This window comes from Metabacillus flavus (assembly GCF_018283675.1).
Taxonomy (GTDB): domain Bacteria; phylum Bacillota; class Bacilli; order Bacillales; family Bacillaceae; genus Metabacillus_B; species Metabacillus_B flavus.
The window spans coordinates 1,578,539-1,599,606 of record NZ_JAGVRK010000001.1; the positions used below are offsets into that span (position 1 = coordinate 1,578,539).

The 21,068-nt window shown below is 42.4% G+C and carries 21 protein-coding genes and 1 pseudogene; 18 read left to right on the top strand and 4 right to left on the bottom strand.

Annotated elements, in window-relative coordinates; all coding sequences use genetic code 11:
* Positions 1–49 precede the first annotated feature (49 nt).
* Positions 50–550, top strand: coding sequence for a VanZ family protein (locus J9317_RS08140; protein ID WP_211557751.1), 501 nt, complete (start codon positions 50–52; stop codon positions 548–550).
* 14 nt (positions 551–564) lie between these two features.
* Here J9317_RS08140 and J9317_RS08145 read toward each other — a convergent pair whose 3' ends face one another.
* Positions 565–1,698, bottom strand: coding sequence for a zinc-dependent alcohol dehydrogenase (locus J9317_RS08145; protein ID WP_211557753.1), 1,134 nt, complete (start codon positions 1,696–1,698; stop codon positions 565–567).
* Positions 1,699–1,874: 176 nt separating this feature from the next.
* Between J9317_RS08145 and J9317_RS20820 the strand changes: the two genes are divergently transcribed.
* The 4 genes from J9317_RS20820 to egtD all read left to right on the top strand — a co-directional run bounded on the left by J9317_RS20820 (position 1,875) and on the right by egtD (position 5,367).
* Positions 1,875–2,318 (top strand): aldose epimerase family protein, encoded by a 444-nt coding sequence (locus J9317_RS20820; RefSeq protein WP_347880514.1) that lies wholly within the window; start codon positions 1,875–1,877, stop codon positions 2,316–2,318.
* Positions 2,234–2,917 carry an aldose epimerase family protein gene (locus J9317_RS08150; protein WP_347880552.1) on the top strand — a complete coding sequence of 228 codons (684 nt, stop codon included), beginning with the start codon at positions 2,234–2,236 and terminating at the stop codon, positions 2,915–2,917. The genes J9317_RS20820 and J9317_RS08150 overlap by 85 nt, the downstream gene beginning before the upstream one ends.
* Before the next feature lie 222 nt (positions 2,918–3,139).
* Positions 3,140–4,405, top strand: coding sequence for an ergothioneine biosynthesis protein EgtB (egtB, locus tag J9317_RS08155; protein WP_211557757.1), 1,266 nt, complete (start codon positions 3,140–3,142; stop codon positions 4,403–4,405).
* Positions 4,402–5,367, top strand: a complete 966-nt coding sequence (gene egtD, locus J9317_RS08160) for an L-histidine N(alpha)-methyltransferase (protein ID WP_211557758.1) — start codon at positions 4,402–4,404, stop codon at positions 5,365–5,367. The genes egtB and egtD overlap by 4 nt, the downstream gene beginning before the upstream one ends.
* 36 nt (positions 5,368–5,403) lie before the next feature.
* On the opposite strand, the gene J9317_RS08165 is transcribed toward egtD, so the two are convergent.
* Positions 5,404–5,625, bottom strand: coding sequence for a hypothetical protein (locus J9317_RS08165; RefSeq protein WP_211557759.1), 222 nt, complete (start codon positions 5,623–5,625; stop codon positions 5,404–5,406).
* Between the two features lie 161 nt (positions 5,626–5,786).
* Here J9317_RS08165 and J9317_RS08170 point away from each other — a divergent pair, with 161 nt between their 5' ends.
* Positions 5,787–6,560, top strand: a complete 774-nt coding sequence (locus J9317_RS08170; RefSeq protein WP_211557762.1) for a DeoR/GlpR family DNA-binding transcription regulator — start codon at positions 5,787–5,789, stop codon at positions 6,558–6,560.
* A pseudogene (locus J9317_RS08175) lies at positions 6,560–7,404 on the top strand (Cof-type HAD-IIB family hydrolase). Before J9317_RS08170 ends, J9317_RS08175 begins: the two are co-directional and overlap by 1 nt.
* Positions 7,405–7,479: 75 nt before the next feature.
* Here the strand turns inward: J9317_RS08175 and J9317_RS08180 are convergent.
* Positions 7,480–7,995 (bottom strand): hypothetical protein, encoded by a 516-nt coding sequence (locus J9317_RS08180; protein WP_211557764.1) that lies wholly within the window; start codon positions 7,993–7,995, stop codon positions 7,480–7,482.
* Positions 7,996–8,118: 123 nt separating this feature from the next.
* Between J9317_RS08180 and J9317_RS08185 the strand changes: the two genes are divergently transcribed.
* Positions 8,119–10,209 carry a HelD family protein gene (locus J9317_RS08185; RefSeq protein ID WP_211557766.1) on the top strand — a complete coding sequence of 697 codons (2,091 nt, stop codon included), beginning with the start codon at positions 8,119–8,121 and terminating at the stop codon, positions 10,207–10,209.
* A gap of 30 nt (positions 10,210–10,239) precedes the next feature.
* Here the strand turns inward: J9317_RS08185 and J9317_RS08190 are convergent, their stop codons facing one another.
* Positions 10,240–11,058 carry a lipid II flippase Amj family protein gene (locus J9317_RS08190; protein WP_211557769.1) on the bottom strand — a complete coding sequence of 273 codons (819 nt, stop codon included), beginning with the start codon at positions 11,056–11,058 and terminating at the stop codon, positions 10,240–10,242.
* A gap of 162 nt (positions 11,059–11,220) precedes the next feature.
* Here J9317_RS08190 and J9317_RS08195 point away from each other — a divergent pair, with 162 nt between their 5' ends.
* The 10 genes from J9317_RS08195 (at position 11,221) to J9317_RS08240 (ending at position 21,066) form a co-directional block, all read left to right on the top strand.
* A complete protein-coding gene (locus J9317_RS08195; protein WP_211562218.1) occupies positions 11,221–11,604 on the top strand; it encodes a DoxX family protein in 384 nt (127 codons plus the stop codon).
* 416 nt (positions 11,605–12,020) lie between these two features.
* Entirely contained in the window at positions 12,021–12,626 is a 606-nt protein-coding gene (locus J9317_RS08200) for a hypothetical protein (protein WP_211557771.1), read from the top strand.
* Complete coding sequence (locus tag J9317_RS08205; RefSeq protein ID WP_211557772.1) at positions 12,623–13,201, top strand: membrane lipoprotein lipid attachment site-containing protein; 579 nt, start codon at positions 12,623–12,625, stop codon at positions 13,199–13,201. The genes J9317_RS08200 and J9317_RS08205 overlap by 4 nt, the downstream gene beginning before the upstream one ends.
* Before the next feature lie 493 nt (positions 13,202–13,694).
* Positions 13,695–14,903 (top strand): MFS transporter, encoded by a 1,209-nt coding sequence (locus J9317_RS08210; RefSeq protein WP_211557778.1) that lies wholly within the window; start codon positions 13,695–13,697, stop codon positions 14,901–14,903.
* Positions 14,904–14,918: 15 nt separating this feature from the next.
* Positions 14,919–15,887, top strand: coding sequence for an LLM class oxidoreductase (locus J9317_RS08215; RefSeq protein WP_211557779.1), 969 nt, complete (start codon positions 14,919–14,921; stop codon positions 15,885–15,887).
* A 185-nt stretch (positions 15,888–16,072) separates the two neighbouring features.
* Positions 16,073–16,843, top strand: a complete 771-nt coding sequence (locus tag J9317_RS08220; protein WP_211557781.1) for an SDR family NAD(P)-dependent oxidoreductase — start codon at positions 16,073–16,075, stop codon at positions 16,841–16,843.
* Between the two features lie 67 nt (positions 16,844–16,910).
* Positions 16,911–17,138 carry a hypothetical protein gene (locus J9317_RS08225; protein WP_211557785.1) on the top strand — a complete coding sequence of 76 codons (228 nt, stop codon included), beginning with the start codon at positions 16,911–16,913 and terminating at the stop codon, positions 17,136–17,138.
* A 147-nt stretch (positions 17,139–17,285) separates the two neighbouring features.
* Positions 17,286–18,497 carry a DUF2628 domain-containing protein gene (locus tag J9317_RS08230; RefSeq protein ID WP_211557787.1) on the top strand — a complete coding sequence of 404 codons (1,212 nt, stop codon included), beginning with the start codon at positions 17,286–17,288 and terminating at the stop codon, positions 18,495–18,497.
* A gap of 224 nt (positions 18,498–18,721) precedes the next feature.
* A complete protein-coding gene (locus J9317_RS08235; RefSeq protein ID WP_211557789.1) occupies positions 18,722–19,306 on the top strand; it encodes a YdcF family protein in 585 nt (194 codons plus the stop codon).
* Between the two features lie 197 nt (positions 19,307–19,503).
* The gene (locus tag J9317_RS08240) at positions 19,504–21,066 is read left to right on the top strand and encodes a zinc ribbon domain-containing protein (protein WP_211557791.1); all 1,563 of its coding nucleotides are present in this window, start codon (positions 19,504–19,506) and stop codon (positions 21,064–21,066) included.
* Positions 21,067–21,068 lie beyond the last annotated feature (2 nt).

Genomic DNA, 21,068 nt, shown 5'->3' on the forward strand with positions numbered 1-21,068 from the left:
AGAAGAAGGAATAAGGGAAGTAATGTAGTCATGAAGAAAAGTTTTGTCAATGAAAGATGGAATGATGATAATGGTGAAAAAACAGCTAAAAACAGTTGCAGCAGGAACATTGATTATATATCTCGCATTTTTGCTCAAACTGGTATTATTCAAACACGTCACACTGTATGAGTCTCCGGAACATTTTGCAGCTTTGAGCGGAGATTTGATAAAACAGAATTTTGCTTACAGTAATATGATGCCTTTTGCGACCGTAAAGAGGTATATGTTGGTGGCGCATAGCAGACCTGGATTAAGCATTCCCAATCTTTTAGGTAATCTGGCCGGATTCATTCCGTTTGGTTTGCTCATGCCGGTTATGGTGAAAAAATTAAGAAATATTTGGTTTATGCTTTTGCTTTCTTTTTTATTCAGTCTCGCTTTGGAAATCATTCAGCTATCATTAGCCCTCGGTGTATTTGATGTGGATGACCTGCTTCTTAATACAGCAGGTGGAGTTTTTGGCTATCTGCTTTTCAGTCTTCTAATAAAAACAGGGCGATCCAGATGAGGATCGCCCTGTTTTTATGGTTTTAATACAACCTTTACACACTCATCCTCATGATCATTGAAAATATTATATGCATGAGAAGCCTCGTCCAGCGAGATCTTGTGGGAGACAATTTCGGAAGGAACAATCTGATTGGACTGAATCATGTCAAACAGCCTTGGCATATAGTGAATAACTGGTGCCTGTCCTGTTTTAACTGTAATATTTCTGGAGAAAATATCTCCAAGCGGAAAATCGTTATAGGATGAACCGTATACCCCAGTCAGCTGAATGGTACCGAACTTACGGACTGCTTCTGAAGCAATCCGGATCGGACCAAGGCTCCCGCCATGCAGCTTCAGTTTCTGTCCGACTTTTTCCATAGCTGTCATTCTTCCGTCCATTCCTACACAGTCGATTACAACATCCGCTCCGCCTTTGGTAAACTCGTGCAGATAGGAACCGGCATCTTCCGTGCTCGTAAAATCAAATGTTTCAACTGAATTCATCTTCTTCGCTTTATTTAAACGGTAATCAAGCTGATCAACCGCAATTACCCGCTCCGCTCCAGCCATCGCTGCAAATTTTTGTGCCATAAGTCCGACGGGACCGCAGCCGAGAACAATTACTGTGTCTCCGGCTTTAACGCCTGCATTTTCTACACTCCAGTATGCTGTGGGAAGAACATCAGACATAAAAAGAAGATCTTCATCTTCACGTTCGCAAGACTCCGGCACTACAAAGGATGTGAAATCTGCATAAGGTACACGCAGATATTCGGCCTGTCCTCCAGGATGACCTCCAAACATTTCAGTGAATCCGAATAGTCCTCCCTGATCACCAAGAGGATTGGAGTTGTCGCATTGGCTTTCCATCTGGTTGCTGCAGTAGAAGCAAGTTCCGCAGCCGATATTAAAGGGGATCACTACCCGGTCGCCTTTTTTGACCTTCGTAACCTCGGAACCTACCTCTTCAACGATTCCCATCGGTTCATGGCCAATAACGTAATCCTTATTTATGGGCATATTTCCTTGATAGAGGTGAAGATCTGATCCGCAAATTGCCGTAGAAGTAATCTTAACAATCATATCGCTGTTTTCTTGAATCCTTGGATCCTCCACCTGTTTTACTTCTATCTTCTCACTGCCTTGATAAGTAACTGCTCTCATTCTTCACACTCCTGTTTATATGTTATTTGACTCTTGTCCTTTTCCCTTTTATTCATCTTGTAATCCTGATCAGCTGAAAAAATATGCCAAAAGCTTCCTGCAGTGAAGCTTTACAACTTTCAGCAATAGGATTATGCTCAATTTGAAGAGTAGAGAAAGGCTGAAAGGAGTAGAGTATGAAGGTAGAAAAAAAGGTATTTGGACAATTGGCCGGACAGGATGTTTATGGCTACATAATGAGAAACAATAATGGAGTCGAGGTTGAATGCATAGAATATGGCTGCGCGATAACGAGAATTGTAACTCCTGACAGGGATGGAACACTTGATAATATCGTACTCGGATGCCGCAGGCTTGAAGATTACATAAATAGAGTTCCTTACTTTGGAGCGGTCGTTGGCCGTGTCGGAGGAAGAATCGGAAAAGGGCATTTGCCTTTAAATAAAAACACTTATCAGGTAACTGCGAACCAGGAAGGCAATCACCTTCATGGGGGGAAAAAGGATTCAGTCACAGGATTTGGTCTTCAAATGCAATTGAATATGAGCAAGATGCTGCAGTTGCATTTACTTACTTCAGTCCGGATGGTGAGGAAGGGTTTCCAGGGAATCTGGAGGTGAAAGTAACATACAGGCTAACAGATAAGAACGAATTAATCTTGAAGTACGAGGGAAAAGCGGATCGGGATACTGTACTGAACATGACGAATCACACCTATTTCAATTTGAGCGGTTCCGTCAAAGATTCGATAGCAGAACATTTGCTGACACTTCCAAGCAGCCGCTACCTGGAGCTCGATGACGAATCATTGCCTACAGGGAGAGAGCTTGAAGCAGGAGGAACGGTCTTTGATTTCCGGCAAGGCAGGAAACTGAAAGATGGTATATTCTCCGATCACGAACAAATAAAAATTGCTGGCGGAGGCTATGATCATCCGTTCTTGCTTGATGAAGGGAAGCAGATGGTCCTTTATGAAGAAAAGAGCGGCCGACTTCTAAAAGCGGAAACGGATCAGCCGGCTGTCATCATATATACAAGCAATTCCATGGGAGATGACATTGTCCTTCAAGAAGGGAAAACTGCACAAAAGCATATGGCTGTCTGTCTTGAAACGCAAGTTCCGCCGGATGCCGTACACCACGATTCATTTCCGCCCATTATTCTTAAAAAAGGCGATAAATACCATGCTGAAACGAAATGGACATTCTCAGTTAAATAGAAAGACAGCGTGCGCGCTGTCTTTTTTTGTTAACTTTCCATTGTTAAGAATTAACAAAATATTTACTTTTCTTCATTCAGGCTTAGTCTATACTAAAAATAATACCTGAAAAGCATCACGTGGTTTTGTCTTCTTTATTCCGGGTAAAAGTCAGATTATGAGTATAGCTATTGATTTTATATTTGAACGGAATTGGTCCGTCCATATTCGGGGAGGAAAATCATGCTTCTTCAAAATGATCAAAAACAATTGCTAAAGCGTTTTAAGGAAGTGCGGTACTTATCGGAACAATTAACAGAGCCGCTTGAAATCGAAGACTTTGTTGTTCAGGGTATGGCGGATGCGAGCCCTCCGAAATGGCATCTTGCCCATACTACCTGGTTCTTTGAGCGCTTTATTCTTAAAGATCATTTGGCAGGGTATGAGGAGCTGAATCCTCAGTTTGATTATTTGTTTAATTCCTATTATGAGACGATCGGACCGTTCCACCCCCGTAACCAGAGGGGTTTACTGACAAGGCCCACAGCGAAAGAGGTCTTTTCTTACCGGAATTACGTGAACGCACATATAGAGAAGCTTTTTAACGATCTGCCTGAAAGCAAAGCAGAGCTTGTTCTGGATTTGCTGGAAATCGGTCTGCAGCACGAACAGCAGCATCAGGAGCTGCTGCTGACGGATATTAAATACAATTTTGCCCAAAACCCGCTGCTCCCTGTCTACTCCGAGGCTTCTGAACCTTCCGGCATAAATAGCCGTGAATTTGCAATGATTCCAATAGATGGCGGGCTGGCTGAAATCGGGCACAGCGGAAGAGATTTTTGTTTTGATAATGAATCTCCAAGACATAAGGTCTATCTAGAACCATTTTCCCTTGCCTCCCATCCGGTTACCAATGGCGAGTATGTGAAATTCATAGAGGGGGGTGGCTATGAAAAGCCTGAATATTGGCTCTCCGACGGCTGGACTCACATAAAAAAAGAGGGCTGGAACGCTCCAATGTATTGGTTTAAGGCAGAGGACGGATGGAATACATTCACACTTAGCGGACAGAAAAAAATCGGACTCGACGAGCCGGTATGCCATGTGAGTTTCTATGAGGCGGATGCTTATGCCAGGTGGGCAGGAAAGCGCCTTCCAACAGAAGCGGAATGGGAACATGCTTTGGAAAGCACTGTGTGTGAAGGGAATTTTGTTGAAAGCCGCAACTTTCATCCGCGTCCTGCTAATAGCAGGAACGGCAAATTCTATCAGGCGTATGGAGATGTATGGGAGTGGACAGCAAGTGCCTATACGCCTTATCCGGGAAGCAAACCGCTCGAGGGGGCACTGGGGGAATACAACGCCAAATTCATGTGCAACCAGATGGTCCTGCGCGGAGGCTCTTGCGCAACCTCTTCCTCGCATATCCGTTCATCTTACCGGAATTTCTTTCAGCCTGAGAAACGATGGCAGTTCAGCGGTTTCCGTCTTGCAGAGGATGCGGAATGACAACAGTGAGACATGCTATTCAATTTACGGACCATGGAGCTGTACAATCCAGTTTTTTAACAGAGGTATTAAAGGGGTTAAAGCGAGAGCCGAAAACCTTGCCGGCGAAATTTCTTTACGATGAAAGAGGCTCTGAGTTATTTGAGGAGATTACGAATCTGACTGAATACTACCCTACCAGAACGGAAATTGCCATTTTGGAAAGAGTGAAGCATGAATTAGCTTTACTGATTGGGCCGGAAGCTGCACTCATAGAGTTCGGTAGCGGCAGCAGCCGTAAAATTCAAATTCTGCTGCAGGCACTTAAAGATTTAACTGTCTATGTGCCGATAGATATCTCAAAGGAATTCCTTTATGCATCGAGTTTGAAGCTGGGACACGATTATCCGTCCCTTCACATTCATGCAGTCGCAGGGGATTATACGGCTCCCATGACTTTGCCTGAACTGAATTGCCGGAAAAAAGCCGCCTTTTTCCCTGGATCGACAATCGGAAATTTTGAACCGCACGAGGCAGGCGCTTTTTTCGATACGGTGGCAGCCATGCTTGAAAAAGGGGACGGCTTTCTAATAGGGGTAGATTTGAAAAAAGACATACGTATATTAAATGCGGCCTATAATGATGCCAGAGGTATTACAGCGGAGTTTAATCTGAATATACTGAAAAGAATGAACCGTGAGCTTAGTGCTGATTTCGATTTGGAAGCATACCGCCATCACGCTTTTTACAATGAAGCAAAAGGCAGAATGGAAATGCATATTATTAGCCAGAAAGATCAGAAAGTGACCATTCAATCTGAAGAAATTGCAATTCAAAAAGGAGAAACGATCCATACTGAAAACTCATATAAGTATGAAGTGGAGGATTTTCATAACCTTGCATCAAAGAGCGGTTTTACGGCGCAGAAATTCTGGACAGATGAAAAACGGCTGTTCAGTCTCCACTATCTTGAATTGAGGTAACAAAAAAGCTCGGCCGGGTTCGAACCGGCCGAGCTTTTACGCGTTTTGGATTTCTTCTGATTGCATACCGTGCTCACTCAAAGCCTTCATAATCAATTCTGGAGCTATTTGCATTTCATTGTACGAAATCCAAATGCTTCCCGAGACAATATCCACTAATGCCCTCTCAATCCCTTCGGTTTGAGCCAAACGTGATTCAATCATTTGAATTCTCTCTTCATTCAGCGGCTCTTTAACCTGGATCGTTGTCTCTCTCATTTGTCAGCTCTCCTCGCAATATTTTCCTTCTTGCAAATCAATACCCTTAAATGAGAAAAAATATGTAAAGCGAAAAAGTTTTTTGTATGGTTGCATCAAATAAGTTTATTGCTTATAATAACTTATGTATTACTTATTATTACTTACAAAGGCGGATATTGATGTATCAAGAAGAGCGCCTTGAGGCGATCATAAATTATTTGAAAATAGAAAAAAGGATTTCTGTTGAGCAAATCTGTTCTATATTTCATGTATCAAGGGATACCGCCAGAAGAGACTTAGTTAAGCTCGAAGAAATTAAGGCGGTAATTCGGACTCGCGGTGGAGCTATTCTGCCATCAGCTCACCACAAAATTAAAGACTACACCAATCGTTTAAATCATGTATCGGCTGAAAAAAAGCGGATCGGTGAAAAAGCAGCTTCACTCATTTTGCCTGGAGACCGGGTCATACTTGATTCTTCAACTACTGTTCAGGCCTGTGCGGAATCTCTGTCTGAGGAGGATTGCACCGTCATTACAAACTCGATTCACCAGGCAGGAATCCTTGCTGGAAAAAGAGGAATTCAAATCCATCTTCTTGGAGGAGAACTGCAAAAGGAACACGGGTTTTTATACGGATCTGCTGTGCTGGATAAATTGGCGAACTATCACGTGGAAAAGGCATTTATAGGTCTTGTAGGAATCTCCGCACATGGCTTGACTATCGCACATGAAGAGGATGGAATGGTTAAAAGAAGAATGCTGAAGCAGGCAGAACAGGTAATCATTTTAGCGGACCACTCTAAAATGGAAATCACAGACTTTTTTAAGTTCGCCGATCTGTCAGAAATTGATATTGTTATCACGGATAGAGAACTTTCTGAGAACATGATGGCCGTTTTAGAAAAAAACCATGTAGAATTATTAATAGCAGATACGGAGGAAACAGGATGATTAAGCTCGCAGCCATTGATTTGGATGGAACCCTCTTGAACAGCAGAAACCGAATCAGTGAGGAAAACTTATCTGCTATTAAAAAGGCGGAAGAGAGAGGCATTCAGGTCGTAATTGCTACTGGGAGGGCGCATTTTGATGTGCAAAAATTTTTAACGGAACCGGTCTTAATCCTTGGATAATAGCAGCTAACGGTGCTACCATTCACGATCCTGATGGAACCCTGTTTCATTCTGTTCCAATAGATAGGGAAGAGGCCGATGGAATACTGGCTTGGCTTGAGGAAAATGATTTTTATTTTGAAGTTTTCAGCAGCCATTTCATCTATACACCTCAAAGAGGGCGTGAGCTGCTTCAAATCGAAATGGACCGGATCAGCAGTTCAAATCCCGAAGTATCCATTCAGGATTTGCAGCAAGCTGCATCCAAGCAATACAGCCAATCCGGATTCTCATTTATTGAATCCTTTAAGGACATTCCTGGAGGGGCGGAAATCTATAACATACTTGCCTTTTCTTTTGATGAAGAAAAAAGAAAAACAGGCTGGAACGAATTCAAAGATAGAGAAGCATTGACGATTGTAACGTCAGCCAATCATAATTTCGAGCTTGAACATGAAAAAGCATCAAAAGGAATTGCTATGGCAAAGCTTGCTGAAAGAATGGCAATCCCGCTCGCCGAAACAGCAGCAATAGGAGACAGCATGAACGATGAATCAATGATAAGAGCGGCTGGAATAGGCTTTGCAATGGGTAATGCAAGAATCGAAATTAAGAACATATGTGACACCATTTGCGGTACAAATGATGAACACGGTGTAGCGCAAATGTTAGATAGCCTCTAACAAACCTGCTGCCGGCGTAACCTGATTTTTCGGGGCGTGACGGAGCAGGTTATATTTTTTTCTAAAGAAAACGTATCACTCCCCAATTCCATGCAAAGAATCCCCGGGCATGAGCAGCTGGGGAATTTGTTTTAATTTCCCTGTGTGGCCATCTATCTCCCATAGCACATCATAACGGTCTTCGGGCCATTTTTCAGGAACGAGTTTTGCATTCAATTCTCTGGCCAATTCGGGCAATTTTTTATGCGACCAGCAAACTATCACAACCTTTTTATGGTAAAGGCCGTTTGTAAGAATTTTATTCGCCGTGGGCTTCGTTTCAAAAGATAAGCGGACCGTATTAATAGCTGTTCCGCCATTGCCTTCATTGAGCTGATACTTGATAAGAGGAATGATGGTTTGGATTTTTCTTTTGCTTTGATCATCAGGTCCTATTCCGGCAGCATATACGCCCGCTATATGCTGATACAGGAATATAAGTAATGGGCAAAGCAGTTTGGCCCGAATCCAACCCTCAGGGGACAGGTTATGATGATTGGGCTCATTCGGTTCTTCCGCATGACGCAGCAGAACAATTTTTGAGGGGTGCATAGTCATCAGCCTCTCTTGAATATTAGTTCATTATATGACTGGTATTGCCTGGTTCATTATGGTAAAATCATTCTCTATCTGAATATTCAGGCGTGCAATCTCATAGGAGGAGGTAACTGACTCATGGAAAAAAATGTTCAAAGTGCCTTTCAGTTCGAGTCGCAGCAGCTCAAAAAATTTGCTGCCGAGATCGATCGCCAGCTTATCCGTTTACATTCTGTTCCGAGGTACAGAGGTGATGATTTAACGGAGCAGGCACTGGAGGATTCGAGGGAACGGAATCGTGAAAATTTAGCCATCGCAGAAAAAGAACCTTATTTTGGCCGGCTGGATTTTAAAGAAGCGGGACAGGAAGAAGCAGCTCCGCTTTACATCGGCAAGGCCGGTGTTTCAGAAGGGGAGAGCGGAGAGGCGATGATTATTGACTGGCGGGCCCCTGTCGCGAGTCTATTTTATTCATTTACCGGCGGGGAAGATGAGGTCTGGTATATGGCCCCTGAAGGAATGATTGAAGGAGATATCTTCCTAAAGAGAAACCTCGTCATACGTGATAGGAATCTTCAACGGGTCGTCGATACATATGAACAGGGGAAAGAAAATGCTGGTGCTGCTGATGAATTTCTCCTTTACAGACTGGGGGATCGAAAGGATAACAGGTTGAGGGACATCGTTTCAACCATTCAGGCTGAGCAGAATGATATGATCCGGGCATCACGAGATACCGCCCTTATTATTCAAGGAGTCGCCGGGAGCGGGAAAACGACGGTGGCCCTTCATCGCCTCGCCTTTCTTTTATATGAGTACAGGGAAAAGATGCTGGCAGAGCAAATGATTATTTTCGCTCCCAACGCAATGTTTTTGGATTATATATCAAACGTTCTGCCAGAACTGGGAGTCGGAGATATTCAGCAAACCACCTTTTCAAAATGGGCTCTTCTTAAACTAGGGGGACGTTTAAAGGAGAAACCGGCTGATTGGCAGCAGTGGTTTGAACCGGGATTAAAAAGAACGGAGAGCGGAAGCGCAGAGCCTGGAAGGGTGAAGGGGTCACTGGATTATATGAATGCCATTGATGAAGCCCTTCAGCTTTTTATAAGAAACGGCATGCCCCAAAAGGACTTTGAGCCTTGGAATGGCATGGTCCTGAAACAGAAAGTGATTCAAAAATGGTATATAGAAGATTTCCGGGAATATCCTGCCGTAAAAATAAGGGAACTGATCTCCGCTAAAATCAAACAGTGGATAAGCAAAGAACTGGATAAAATTTGGGAGAAAAAAGTTCAGAAAGAAATGAAGACGAAGGCAGGGCAGAGATTTCGCGCTTACATGAAAACCTGGCCCGAGCTCGATGTTCTTGCAGTTTATAGGCAGCTTCTATCTGCCGAGTCTGTACGTGAACGGTTATCAGATGAGATCGTGCAGCAAACCTTCAAGAATCTAAAGAAAAAAGAAGCTGCCCATGAGGACTTAGCTCCGCTTATGCATATTCATTTGACGCTGAATGGCCTTGAAAAAGGAGAGCGCTATCACCACATCGTCATTGACGAAGCGCAGGATTTTTCTCCTTACCAGATTGCCGTGCTTCAAAAGCTATCACTAAAAAATTCTTTTACGATTCTCGGTGACCTTTCACAGGGCATTCACAGCAACGTTGGTATCAATGCATGGGAGGAAATCATGCCGGTATTTTCAAATGGAAAGCTCGCATGCAGAGAATTGGAAAGAAGCTACAGAACCACAATGGAAATCATAGAGTTTGCCAATCGAGTACTCTCAGCTGCCTATAAGCCTGCTGTACTGGCAAAACCGGTCTTTAGGACCGGTGAAGGGGTGACTGTGACACAGGAAGATGACCCAATCGCTTTTATAAAGAATTGGATTGCTGAGCGAAAAGCAGCTAGTGCAAGCAGTCTTGCCATTGTTTGCCGAACGGCTAGAGATGGAGAAGAATTCTTTACTAAATTGCACGAGAATGGAGTGGATGTTCATCTTGTCCGTGAAGGCCAGGAAGGATATCAAGGCGGAATTTCCATCATTCCAGTCTATTTAACGAAAGGACTGGAGTTTGATGCTGTGCTGATTGTGGATGCAGATGCTGAAAATTATCAGCAGACCGCTTCCGATGCGAAGCTTTTATATGTAGGCTGCACACGGGCGCTCCATTCTTTGACCCTCATTTATTCCAAACACGCCTCCCCGCTGATCACTGCATAAAGAACCCGCCAACTTTGGCGGGTTCTTTGCTTAAATCCACTTAGCAAACCATGCGACATACCATGCTGCAGGCAAAAGAAATGCCTGTGCAGCAACCGTACCGATTAGCTTTGAACTGACCATGGTTAGGGAATAACTTTTTAAATAAATATAGCCTTCCTGTTTCTTCGAGACACGATCTGCAAGGACTGAAGCCTTAGGGTCAATAAAAAGAGTGAGAAGGATGGTTGCCACACCGTTGATAATTCCTGATGACATAAGGGCTGCCTGTGAATATTTTTCAGGAACCAGCTCGGAAGCATAAATGGAAGATAAAACTCCGACTGTGAATACCGCTGAAATAAGTACGTTCATTACAAAAATACGTTTTGGTATGGTCTTTAATGTAATGCCTTTTAAATAAGACCATCTCGGAAAATGAAAGCAGCTAATCATTTTTCTGAATACGTTTCGATTAAAGTTCTTCGCCAATAGAGAAACGATAGAACCGCGTTCCTTGGATAACTGGATAATCGCTCTTGAAAAGAGAGCAATAAAGGTAGGAAACAAAAAGATTCCCAGAAGAACTCCAACCGTTGTTACGGCAATTAAAATTCTGTACTGTTCTTCAATAATCTGCATGTTGTTCTCAAAGCGTGCAGCATCTGTAATCAGCTTTGCTGTCATAGGCTGCTGGATCATGACAGAAAACCGTGAGACGAGGACCATCGTGCTAAATAATGAAAGTGCTGTCGCAATCAATTTCACTCGGGCGCCTGAAATCCTTGCAGAATATGCAAGTGTTTCAACCATAGTTATAATCAGCAGGAAAACAGAAATGATCAGAACTCTCTCTGTAATGAGGTGCATGGAATATCTCCTTACTATGTGGACTAACTGCATTATATATGAGAAAAGAATATATTGGAAAATATAAAAATATCTCGAATTAAAAATAAATGATTGACTCACTGTTGAGAATGTATTATCTTTAATTCAAGATACTTTATTTCAAACTAATTAGGAGGAATCATTATGGATTATGCACTGCTTATTTTACGTCTTGTAATCGGAGTTACCTTTATGGCTTATGGAAGCCAAAAGCTTTTTGGATGGTTCGGAGGGTATGGACTAAATGGAACGGCTCAATGGATGGAGTCGTTAGGCATGAAGCCGGGAAAACTTACGGCATTTGGAGCGGGGGCATCTGAACTGCTTGGAGGATTGCTGCTCGTACTTGGATTATGGACCGGAATTGGGGCAGCATTGATTATTTTAACGATGATCGTCGCGATTGCAACGGTCCACGGAAAAAACGGGTATTGGAATGGAAAAGGCGGATTTGAATACAATCTGCTGATTATTGCGGCTGCATTGGTTCTTGCATTCGCTGGACCTGGATCCATCTCTTTATAATCAACCGTGGAAAAAACAGGACTTCATCACATTGGCAATTCCCGAAGCTAAACAGAAAAGAAGCAGAAGGAAAAATCCAGCAGCTAAAATTACTGCAGGGGGAGTGCTCTCATCATAAGAGCACTCCTTTTTTGATGGAAGCGAAAACCTGCAGGCTGGAATTTATTAGAATAAGAACGGCATAATGGGAACGGCTAAATAGAATAGCAGAACGGACGGATAGCGTGCTCCATCGGACAAATAGAAGGCAACGGATTCTCAATCGGCAAAAACATGCTCCTCTGACACCTAACCAGTGAAAAGCGGATGCTGTGGCGGAAATCAACAGCCAAGCTTAACAGTGCTAAATTTTTCTAAAATTGAGGCAATTTAATGGTAAAATAATCCTTAATGTTAAATGAAAGCGGGAGATAAAGATGCTGTTTCACTACCACTACTGGACACCTTATTTAGAAGAGACAGAAAGGTTTTATACAAAACTTGGGTTTACTGTTCATCAGCGGATTGGCAGGCTTAACGGGTCATTTCAATCCTTTAATCCGCCGCTTGCATGGGAAGACTTCCGTGAAAACACGCCGCTGTTCCGGATTATCGAAATGAAGAAGGGGAAAATCAACGTTACGGTTGGATATGGAAAAAAGGTGATATTTGATCACATTGGTTTCTTTGTTTCAAAAGAGGAACATAGAATGGTTTGCGGAAAGGCAAGGAATCTCGGATGGAAGGTAGAGGAGGATGAACGAAGAACCTTTCTTTCAACTCCATATGGTTTCCGCATTGAGCTTCAAACTCATCTGGATGTACTAGCTTCGGGAGATGCAGCCATAGAAGAAATGGTTATTTGCGTGTCTAAAGAAGGATTAGAAAAAGATATAAATCATTTATTTAATAAGGATGTTCCGGTTTTCTCTGTTATGGATGAGGAATCAAAATTGCATCAAGTAGTACTAAACGGGATAGGGAATGGAATGGATCCGAACGGAGTGCGCTTGAGTGACACGAAAAAGGAATCTGTTAATTGAGGCGGGCTGTCTTCCTGGCATTTATTCTGTTTTTCTTAGCAGGCTGCCAGAATACACAATCTAAAGAAGTAATCAAAAAAGCGCCAAAAGCTCCGGAATCTACGATGGCTGTAAAGGACTTGAGCACTGGCAATGAGGAACTGGTCCGTTATACAGCTTCGGAACACTCATTCAACAGCAACGTAAATAACATTGATTTTTCCATTGAATCCCTTTATAACAGCAACAATAAAAAATATATATACATAATGAAACTGAGCAACAAAGACCCGATTGAAATCCAGGGGAAAAACAGACCGAACCGATATAAAATTTTAAGGATCAGTGCAGGTGTAAATGAAGATAGAAGCAAAGGGCAATTTATGATTTCAGCTTCTTCTCCTTTATACAGAAATGGTTCAGATTATAAGCTCGAAGGAACCTATCAGTTATTTTCTGCTAAACAGAAGTTTGCCGGCGAACAGTTCTTAGTAGAGGCAATTTTGACAAATGATGAACGAATTGGTGACAGCGAACCTGGTGTTCAAACGTTTCGAGCTTATTTTGAGAACGAAAAAACAATCCTTTATGATTAACTAAAGGCTCCTTTTAATGTGATTAAAGCGGAAGATGCGAGGCTTCTATAGAAACAGCGGGCCAGGAAAGACCTTACATGCGCTGTGCACTGAGGAGGCCGCCCGTTCGCTCCATGCAATTCAATATCCTGTGTGGAAATCAACCTAATGTAATTTCATAGCATCAAAGATTGAGATAATACGCTAACTAAAAGACCAATTTCATCAGGTCTTTTTTTTTATGCACTCCATTAGGCACTTCCAGGTACCTATCGTACATAAAAGTGCGTACTTTCCCCAACGACAGAAATATCCCATAATGACTAACAGCTCCCTTGTACTGTTTTTAACGAAGCGGATAGGAACTTCTAAGTACCTACAGCACTTCAAAGTGCGTACTTCTATTAAATAACAGTATGGGTCATAATAGCTTCAGAAGGTTCCAGGAATGCCGGGCCCGCATTTCTGCAGCAGCAATTATTTATGTGTATTTACATGAAAAGGAGGAGTTCGAATGAGCTCAACTGCAATCAATCAAAGGGAGAAAAAAGGCGGATCACTCGCCCTTCTTGCTTTGGCCATTAGTGCTTTTGGAATTGGAACGACTGAATTTGTACCAGTTGGTTTGCTTTCATCTTTAGCGAATGATTTAAATATATCAATTACACTTGCTGGACTCTTAATTTCCGGCTATGCCATGGGAGTAGCAATCGGAGCTCCTGTTTTAACTGCACTCACAAATAAAATGAACAGAAAAACACTGCTTATGCTGCTCATGGTTGTATTTATAGCAGGAAACTCAGTTGCTGCAATGTCAGGAAGCTTTACCTTGCTCCTCATTGCACGCTTTATTACAGCTTTCTCCCATGGAGTATTTTTCTCCATCGGTTCAACGATTGCGGCAGATTTAGTTCCTGAAAACAAACGTGCCAGTGCGATTGCCTTTATGTTTACAGGTTTAACCGTCGCAACAGTTACAGGAGTGCCGCTTGGGACATTCATTGGCCAGGCATTCGGTTGGAGAGCAACGTTCTGGGCAGTGGCGGCATTAGGAGTTATAGCCATTATTGCAAGTGCAATTTTAGTACCTGGCAACTTGAAAAAAGCACCTGAATCTAAAATAAGCGATAACTTTAAAATTCTTGGAAACGGTCCGCTCATGCTTTCCTTTGCCATCACTGCATTGGGCTACGGCGGAACATTTGTAGCGTTCACTTATTTAGCTCCAATACTTGAAGATATTACAGGATTTGCTGCAGGTTCAGTCAGCGTTCTGCTGCTTGTTTATGGAGTAGCCGTTGCTATTGGTAATGCAGTAGGAGGAAAAGCAGCGAATAAAAATCCGCTAAAAGCTTTGTTCTGGATGTTTTTGGTCCAAGCCATCGTGCTAGTAGTGCTCACTTTTACCGCTCCATTTAAAGCGGCAGGTTTAATTACCATTTTCTTAATGGGATTGCTCGCTTTTATGAATGTGCCGGGGCTGCAGGTATTTGTGGTGCAGCTCGCTGAGCGCCATGTGCCTTCTGCTGTAAACGTTGCTTCTGCCCTTAATATAGCAGCATTTAACGTAGGTATTGCAATCGGTGCGTTCGTTGGAGGTTTGATTGTGGACTCTATCGGATTGATTCACACACCTTGGATCGGCGGTGTGATGGTATTTAGTGCAGTTCTTCTAACAGCCTGGAGTTCTGCGATTGAGAAAAAACACACACGTTCCGCTTAAAGGAGGAATGCTCGGATGACACTGTTTAATGGACACCGTTCATACAATCGGATGTATAAAGAGGGAGAGCTGACTCTCGGTCTGCATATCCCGCTTGAAAATTACCGCTTTGAAACACCGACCATGGAAAAACAGGTGGAGCTTTCACAAAAGGCAGAAAAGTATGGTTTTACCAGTCTTTGGTTCAGAGATGTTCTGCTGCAGGATCCTCAGTTTGGGGATCCTGCCACAGGGCAGATTTATGACATGATGATTTATCTGACCTATTTGGCAAGTAAAACGAAAGAAATAGCTTTAGGTACTTCGGCTGCCGTTCTCTCGCTGAGACATCCATTAAGGGTGGCAAAAGAAGCGGCTACTTTAGATGCACTTTTTCCAGAAAGGCTGATTCTGGGGGTTTCTTCCGGAGACCGGCGGGCAGATTTCCAAGCTCTGGGTGTGACTCATGCCACCAGAGGGGAGCGCTTTGCTGAGGCATTCCACTATATGAATAAAGTTTTGTATGAAGACTATCCTGTACTTTCAGGAACGATGGGATCAATCAATGGAGCAGATCTTGCTCCGAAACCTTATAGGAAAATTCCAACCATGATTACAGGATACAGTCAGCAGGATATGAAATGGTTTGCGAAATATGGAGACGGATGGATGTATTATCCCCGCAGTCCGCATCTTCAGGCCGAATCAATCAGGCAGTGGAGGGAGCTTTCAGCCAAATTCCATCCTGATGTGTTTAAACCGTTCAGCCAGCCAATGCATCTGGATCTTGCAGAAGATCCGAATGAAAGTCCCGTTCCTATACGTCTTGGCTTCAGAGCAGGCAGGAACACATTGAAAGAACTGCTGGAACAGTATAAAGAAATTGGAGTAAATCACTTGTTTTTCGCTTTATTCGACGGAGAACGGCCGGCAGATGAAGTGATTCAGGAACTAGGAGAAGAAGTACTGCCTCATTTTCCTGCACATGCTGTACCCAGGGTATAAATATATCGACCAAAATAAAGTTAAATCGACCAAAAATAAAATATATAGGTTTTACGACAAAATCTGCTAAACCCGGTTTGATATAATACCGGGTTTTTTTTCATGTGATAAGCCTGCTCAGTTTACATACCAACCCTTTTTGCTTACAGTTAAAAGGGATTCTACATATGGAGGGGGAAAAGGGTATGTTTTTGCCGTCTTTTAGTCTTGAAGGGAAAACAGCTATTGTAACCGGTGCTGGAAAAGGAATTGGCAGGGCGATTGCAATAGGATTTGCAGAGGCTGGGGCCGATGTCGCACTCATCGCAAGGACGCAGCTTGATTTAGATGAAGTGAAGAATGTGATTGAAAAGGACCATGGGAAAAAAGCATATGCCATTAAAGGGGATGTAACGGTAAGGGAAGATCTTGCATCAGCATTTAAACAGGTTCATGAAAAAGCAGGAAAGCTCGACATTCTCGTCAACAATGCCGGTATGAATATTCGAACACCTGCATTAGAGGTTACAGATGAAGAATGGAATGAAATTGTGAATACGAATTTAAAATCTGCTTTTATGGCCTCCCAGGAAGCTGCAAAGGTGATGAAAAACACTGGAGGAAAAATTATCAACATCGCTTCGGTAGCGGGGCATACTGCTCTGCCGACTGGCGTGGTATATGGATCAACAAAAGCAGCCCTTATTCAAATGACAAAAATACTTGCTTATGAGTGGGGGAAACATAATATCCATGTAAATGCATTGGGCCCCTGGTATTTTGAAACACCTCTTACAGAGAAACTGCTGCAGGATGAAAAATACGTCAATCAGCTTCTATCCGTTACGCCGCTAAACAGGATTGGCCAGCTCCCGGAACTGGTAGGCCCTGCAGTCTTTCTGGCATCCGAAGCGGGGAATTATGTAACCGGCCAAACGTTATTTGTAGATGGCGGAATGACGATTCATGGATTTTGAAAAAAGTTTCAGTGAAGTCTGCTGGGGGAATAAGTACCTATAATCTGCCAGTTCAGGAGGGGTTAAATTGCCAGCATTCACTGCAAACGACATCTATATTACACTCAATGAAGAAAAATATGTTCCGCAGCAGCTGCATCCATATCAGCTGCAGGCTCTGAAACATGATTACCGTGCCATGCTTGAAGAAAACAGGAATGATCCTGTAAAATTAGAGGCTTCCCAGAAGGCTTTCAGAAGAGTATTACACAGTATCGGCTATCAAATGGAAATAAAGAGCGGTCCCTCAACATGATTTGAAGAATAATCCTCCCGGGTGGAGGGTTTTTTTTACTGGAAAAGGAAGGTTTTTGTAATATTTGGAAGGGGTATATGACATATGTCCATTTTTTTACCAAAGTCTTAAGTTACATAAAATCCATGTCAGGGAGGAGCCTCCATTATGTTCTGTACAAAATGCGGAATGAAACTTCTAGCAGAAGACAAATTCTGTGCAAGATGCGGGAATGCCATTAGCAGCGGGGAGAGAGCTTATGACCCTGCTCACATCGAGCAGGCCGCGGCTGTTCAAGGAATACAGGAAACGACAGCACCCGTTTCGATGCCGCGTGAAAAAATTTGGAATATAAGCACGAATGAGCCATTAATAAATATCAGCGGAAATGAGAGTTTTTCAATGGAGGAGGAAGACATTGAAAAAAAAGAACCCGCACATTCCAGGATGAAGGAAACGGCGGTTCTCCATCATGAAGCACAAAAAAGAAATCCAAATTCTCCTGCGAATATTCCCGAATCACCGGAATTGGCCTATGCTGGATTGTTTTCAGGAGAAAACTCATTGGATTCGGTCTCTAAAAGTAATCTTTCTTATGAGGAGCAAGTCATAAGAGCTGATGAACCGCAAATGACTTATCCCGGAAAAATTGAGAAAAGCCAGAATGCAAGTACAGCATCTTTTCATGAAACGGCTCCAAAAAAATCTAAAAATCGCTACCCTGATTCTAATAAAAAGAGGCTTTCATCTGCAAATGGAAAACCGGTCGATATTGACCGGGAAAATAAACCAAATCCTATTAATGTTAAACAATCAAGGCTGCACCCTGTTCAGTCTGCTGTTTCTATCAGCACAAGTGCCATTGAACACTCCATGCAGCAGCCGACGGATCAAATTCACTCTCCTGTCTCCCAGCATCCTGCCCGCTTAAATCCTCAGGAGGAGGAGCTATTGGGGATTTTTGCAGGACCGAAAAGCGATTATTATCTGTCCAGCTGGAAAAAGCAATATAGCATGAACTGGGCAGCGTTCTTTCTAACTATTTTTTGGATGGGCTATCGAAAGATGTTTGCCCCAATGGTCATTACAGCAGGGGCTTTTATACTTGCAGGCTTGGTTATCGCTGTCACAGGAATGTATTGGATAGCGGCAATAGCGGTTCCTTTCCTATTAGCAGTGATCGGAATCTTAGCGAACCGGATTTACCTCAGTCATGCAAGAGAGGAATTGGATCGGGTTCATGCTTCGCAAGGTTCATGGGCAGCTAAAAACCAGCTGGTTGCTTCGAGAGGCGGAACGGCTCCAGCCGGCATCTATATTACTTTTGGGGTGATAATAGGGTATTTGCTTATTTCTGTGCTTCTCTTTACCATCCTTTAAAGAACCGGCCGATGCCGGTTTTGTCATGTTCAGACATATTTACGCTATGATGCCTCTGTTATATAATGGAAGGATCGCTGAGAATGCGGCTTTGAAGCTGCTTTCTATGGGGATGTTAATATGCTGATTTGGAAAGCAGCTTAAGAAAGACTCTGCAGACACAAATACATTACGGACAGCCTTATTAAAGTGTTTATTGGAGAAGTTAAAAAGTGAGGGAGAATATGAAAAAAAAGAAATGGTCTTTATGGCTGCTCGCAGGACTGCTTGTTTCGGGATTTGTTTATTTCATTTTTTTAAATGTGAAAATACATCAGTATGCCCAATCCAAACCGCCTGCAAACGCCGATTACTTAATTGTCCTTGGAGCCAAGGTGAATGGGAATGTCCCATCTTTAGCCTTGAAATACCGGATTGAAGCAGCGGCTAAATATATGAGTGAAAATAGAAGCACAGTGGCAATCGTCTCCGGAGGAATGGGACCAGGGGAAAACCGCACAGAAGCGGATGCAATGAAGGAAGGCTTGCTAAATCTGGGGATTGATTCTGGGCGAATCATCAGTGAGGATCAATCAACAAGCACTAATGAAAATATCAGGAATTCAAAGCAGCTCCTTCCGAAAAATGCGAAAGCAGGAATCATTGTTACAAATGATTTTCATCTATACCGTTCCATTATGATTGCAAAAGACCATGGACTTGCAGTTTCAGGACTGGCAGCTAAAACTCCTGCTGTAATTAAATTGAAATCTTACATAAGAGAATACCTGGCCTTATCGAATTTTTATGTCCAGAGAAATTTGCAGTAAACGAATAAAATATATTAATCATATAGGCGCAGGGGGAGTCCCTGGGTCTCTTTTTTATGGTTTTTGTGACCATTTACCCTGATGAACAGTATTTTTTCCAATATATGTTTCGGAATGTGTAAAAATGGTTAAAGATTACTGTTACTTATGACTATGGTAATCGAGCTGCTTAAACTTTTAATAAGGAGGTCATTTGCTTGTATTGCAGGGAATGCGGGAAGAAATTGAACGGAAGTGAAGGTTTTTGTCCGATGTGCGGGACAAAAGTCATAAAGGATCCTGATTCAGTTCATTATGACCATCAGGAGGAGTATTTACATACTAAAAGTGCTGGTCAATTTGAACAGCAGGAAAAGCATTATGAAAAAGATCATGAAACAGCAGAATCCATTCATTTTATGGGACATGATGAGCGGAATGATGATTCATATCAAGAGAAAGAAAACAATATTTATGGAGAAGATCACGCTGAAAAAGATGTGCCTGCTCTAAATGAGAATGAACACTTACAGCAATCTCATGAATCTAAAGAAGATTCTCATAATGAGGATGGAAGTTCTCATTCAGCTGGGGATGCTCTGTACCCTGAAGAGCCTCAATATGATCCATATGCCCAGGATAGGCATGATCAAATCGATATAGGCAATCAAACGGAGTTCGCATCAGCTTCAGAGACTAATCAGAGTAACGTTCAACATAAAAGAAAAGCGACGAAAAAAGAATGGTTATTAACCATCGGCATTCCTGCAGCAAGTCTTCTTCTTTTTACTGGCACAGCGTTTGCAGTCCAATCCAATGAAAAGAATGCGAATCAAAAGGCTGAAGCCCTTCATTATGAAGGAGAAGACTATGCGCTTGACGGCAGCTATGAACAAGCAGTTAAAAAATTAGCAGAAGCTTCGAAGATTAGACCGGAGAACTCCGTCATTAAACGGGTAAAAGTAGAAGTAGAGTCTGCATTAAAGGTAGAAAAGACTTTATCATCTATTGAACAGAAGATTGACAGCAAAGAATTCGGTGAGGCAAAGGATGCTCTGAACAACGTCCGCAATGATATTCAAGCAAGAAAAAGTCCAATCTTTGCTCCCCTTGAGACGAAAACATCTGATCAGGAAACTGAGTTAATTGTCGAAATGGTCAAAACTGAAACGGCAGAAATGGATTCAGTGGATGAAATCGGGGAGCAGCTTAAAAAAATAATCAGTCTGAAAACAGCTGAGGCAGAGGAAGTAAAAGGACAGCTTGTTAAAAAGATTGTTGCGATTTCCCAGAAGACTTCCGAAGAATATATGAGGAAGAAAAATTTTGATGCAGCCATAAAGGCATTGAGATCCGGGCTTAAATATACGAATTATGAGAATGCGGAGCTGACAAGCCGGCTCAGTGAAATTGAGGATCAAAAATTAAGCTATTCCGGTTCTCTTCCGGTTTTCTTAGAAAGACATTGGTCTGTAATCAATTCAAAAGCGATGCGTTCAAAAAAACCGCCACTAAAGATTGGTAAAGTGACGTTCGAAGAGGACCAATTTACCTATGTTGTAACGGGAAAGCTGAAAAGCATGACGAGATCCACTTTGAATAACCCAACACTTTATTTGAAAATTTACGATAAAAAAGGAAAGTTTCTGTTCAATGAGGATGTATCGTCAAAAGAAGTAGCTATAAAAAGCGGCCAGGAGGCAGAATTTTTCTTTTTTCTTGATAAAGAATATGGAAAAGAAATCAAAATTGTACTTGATCAGGCAGTTTACAGAAAATAGAG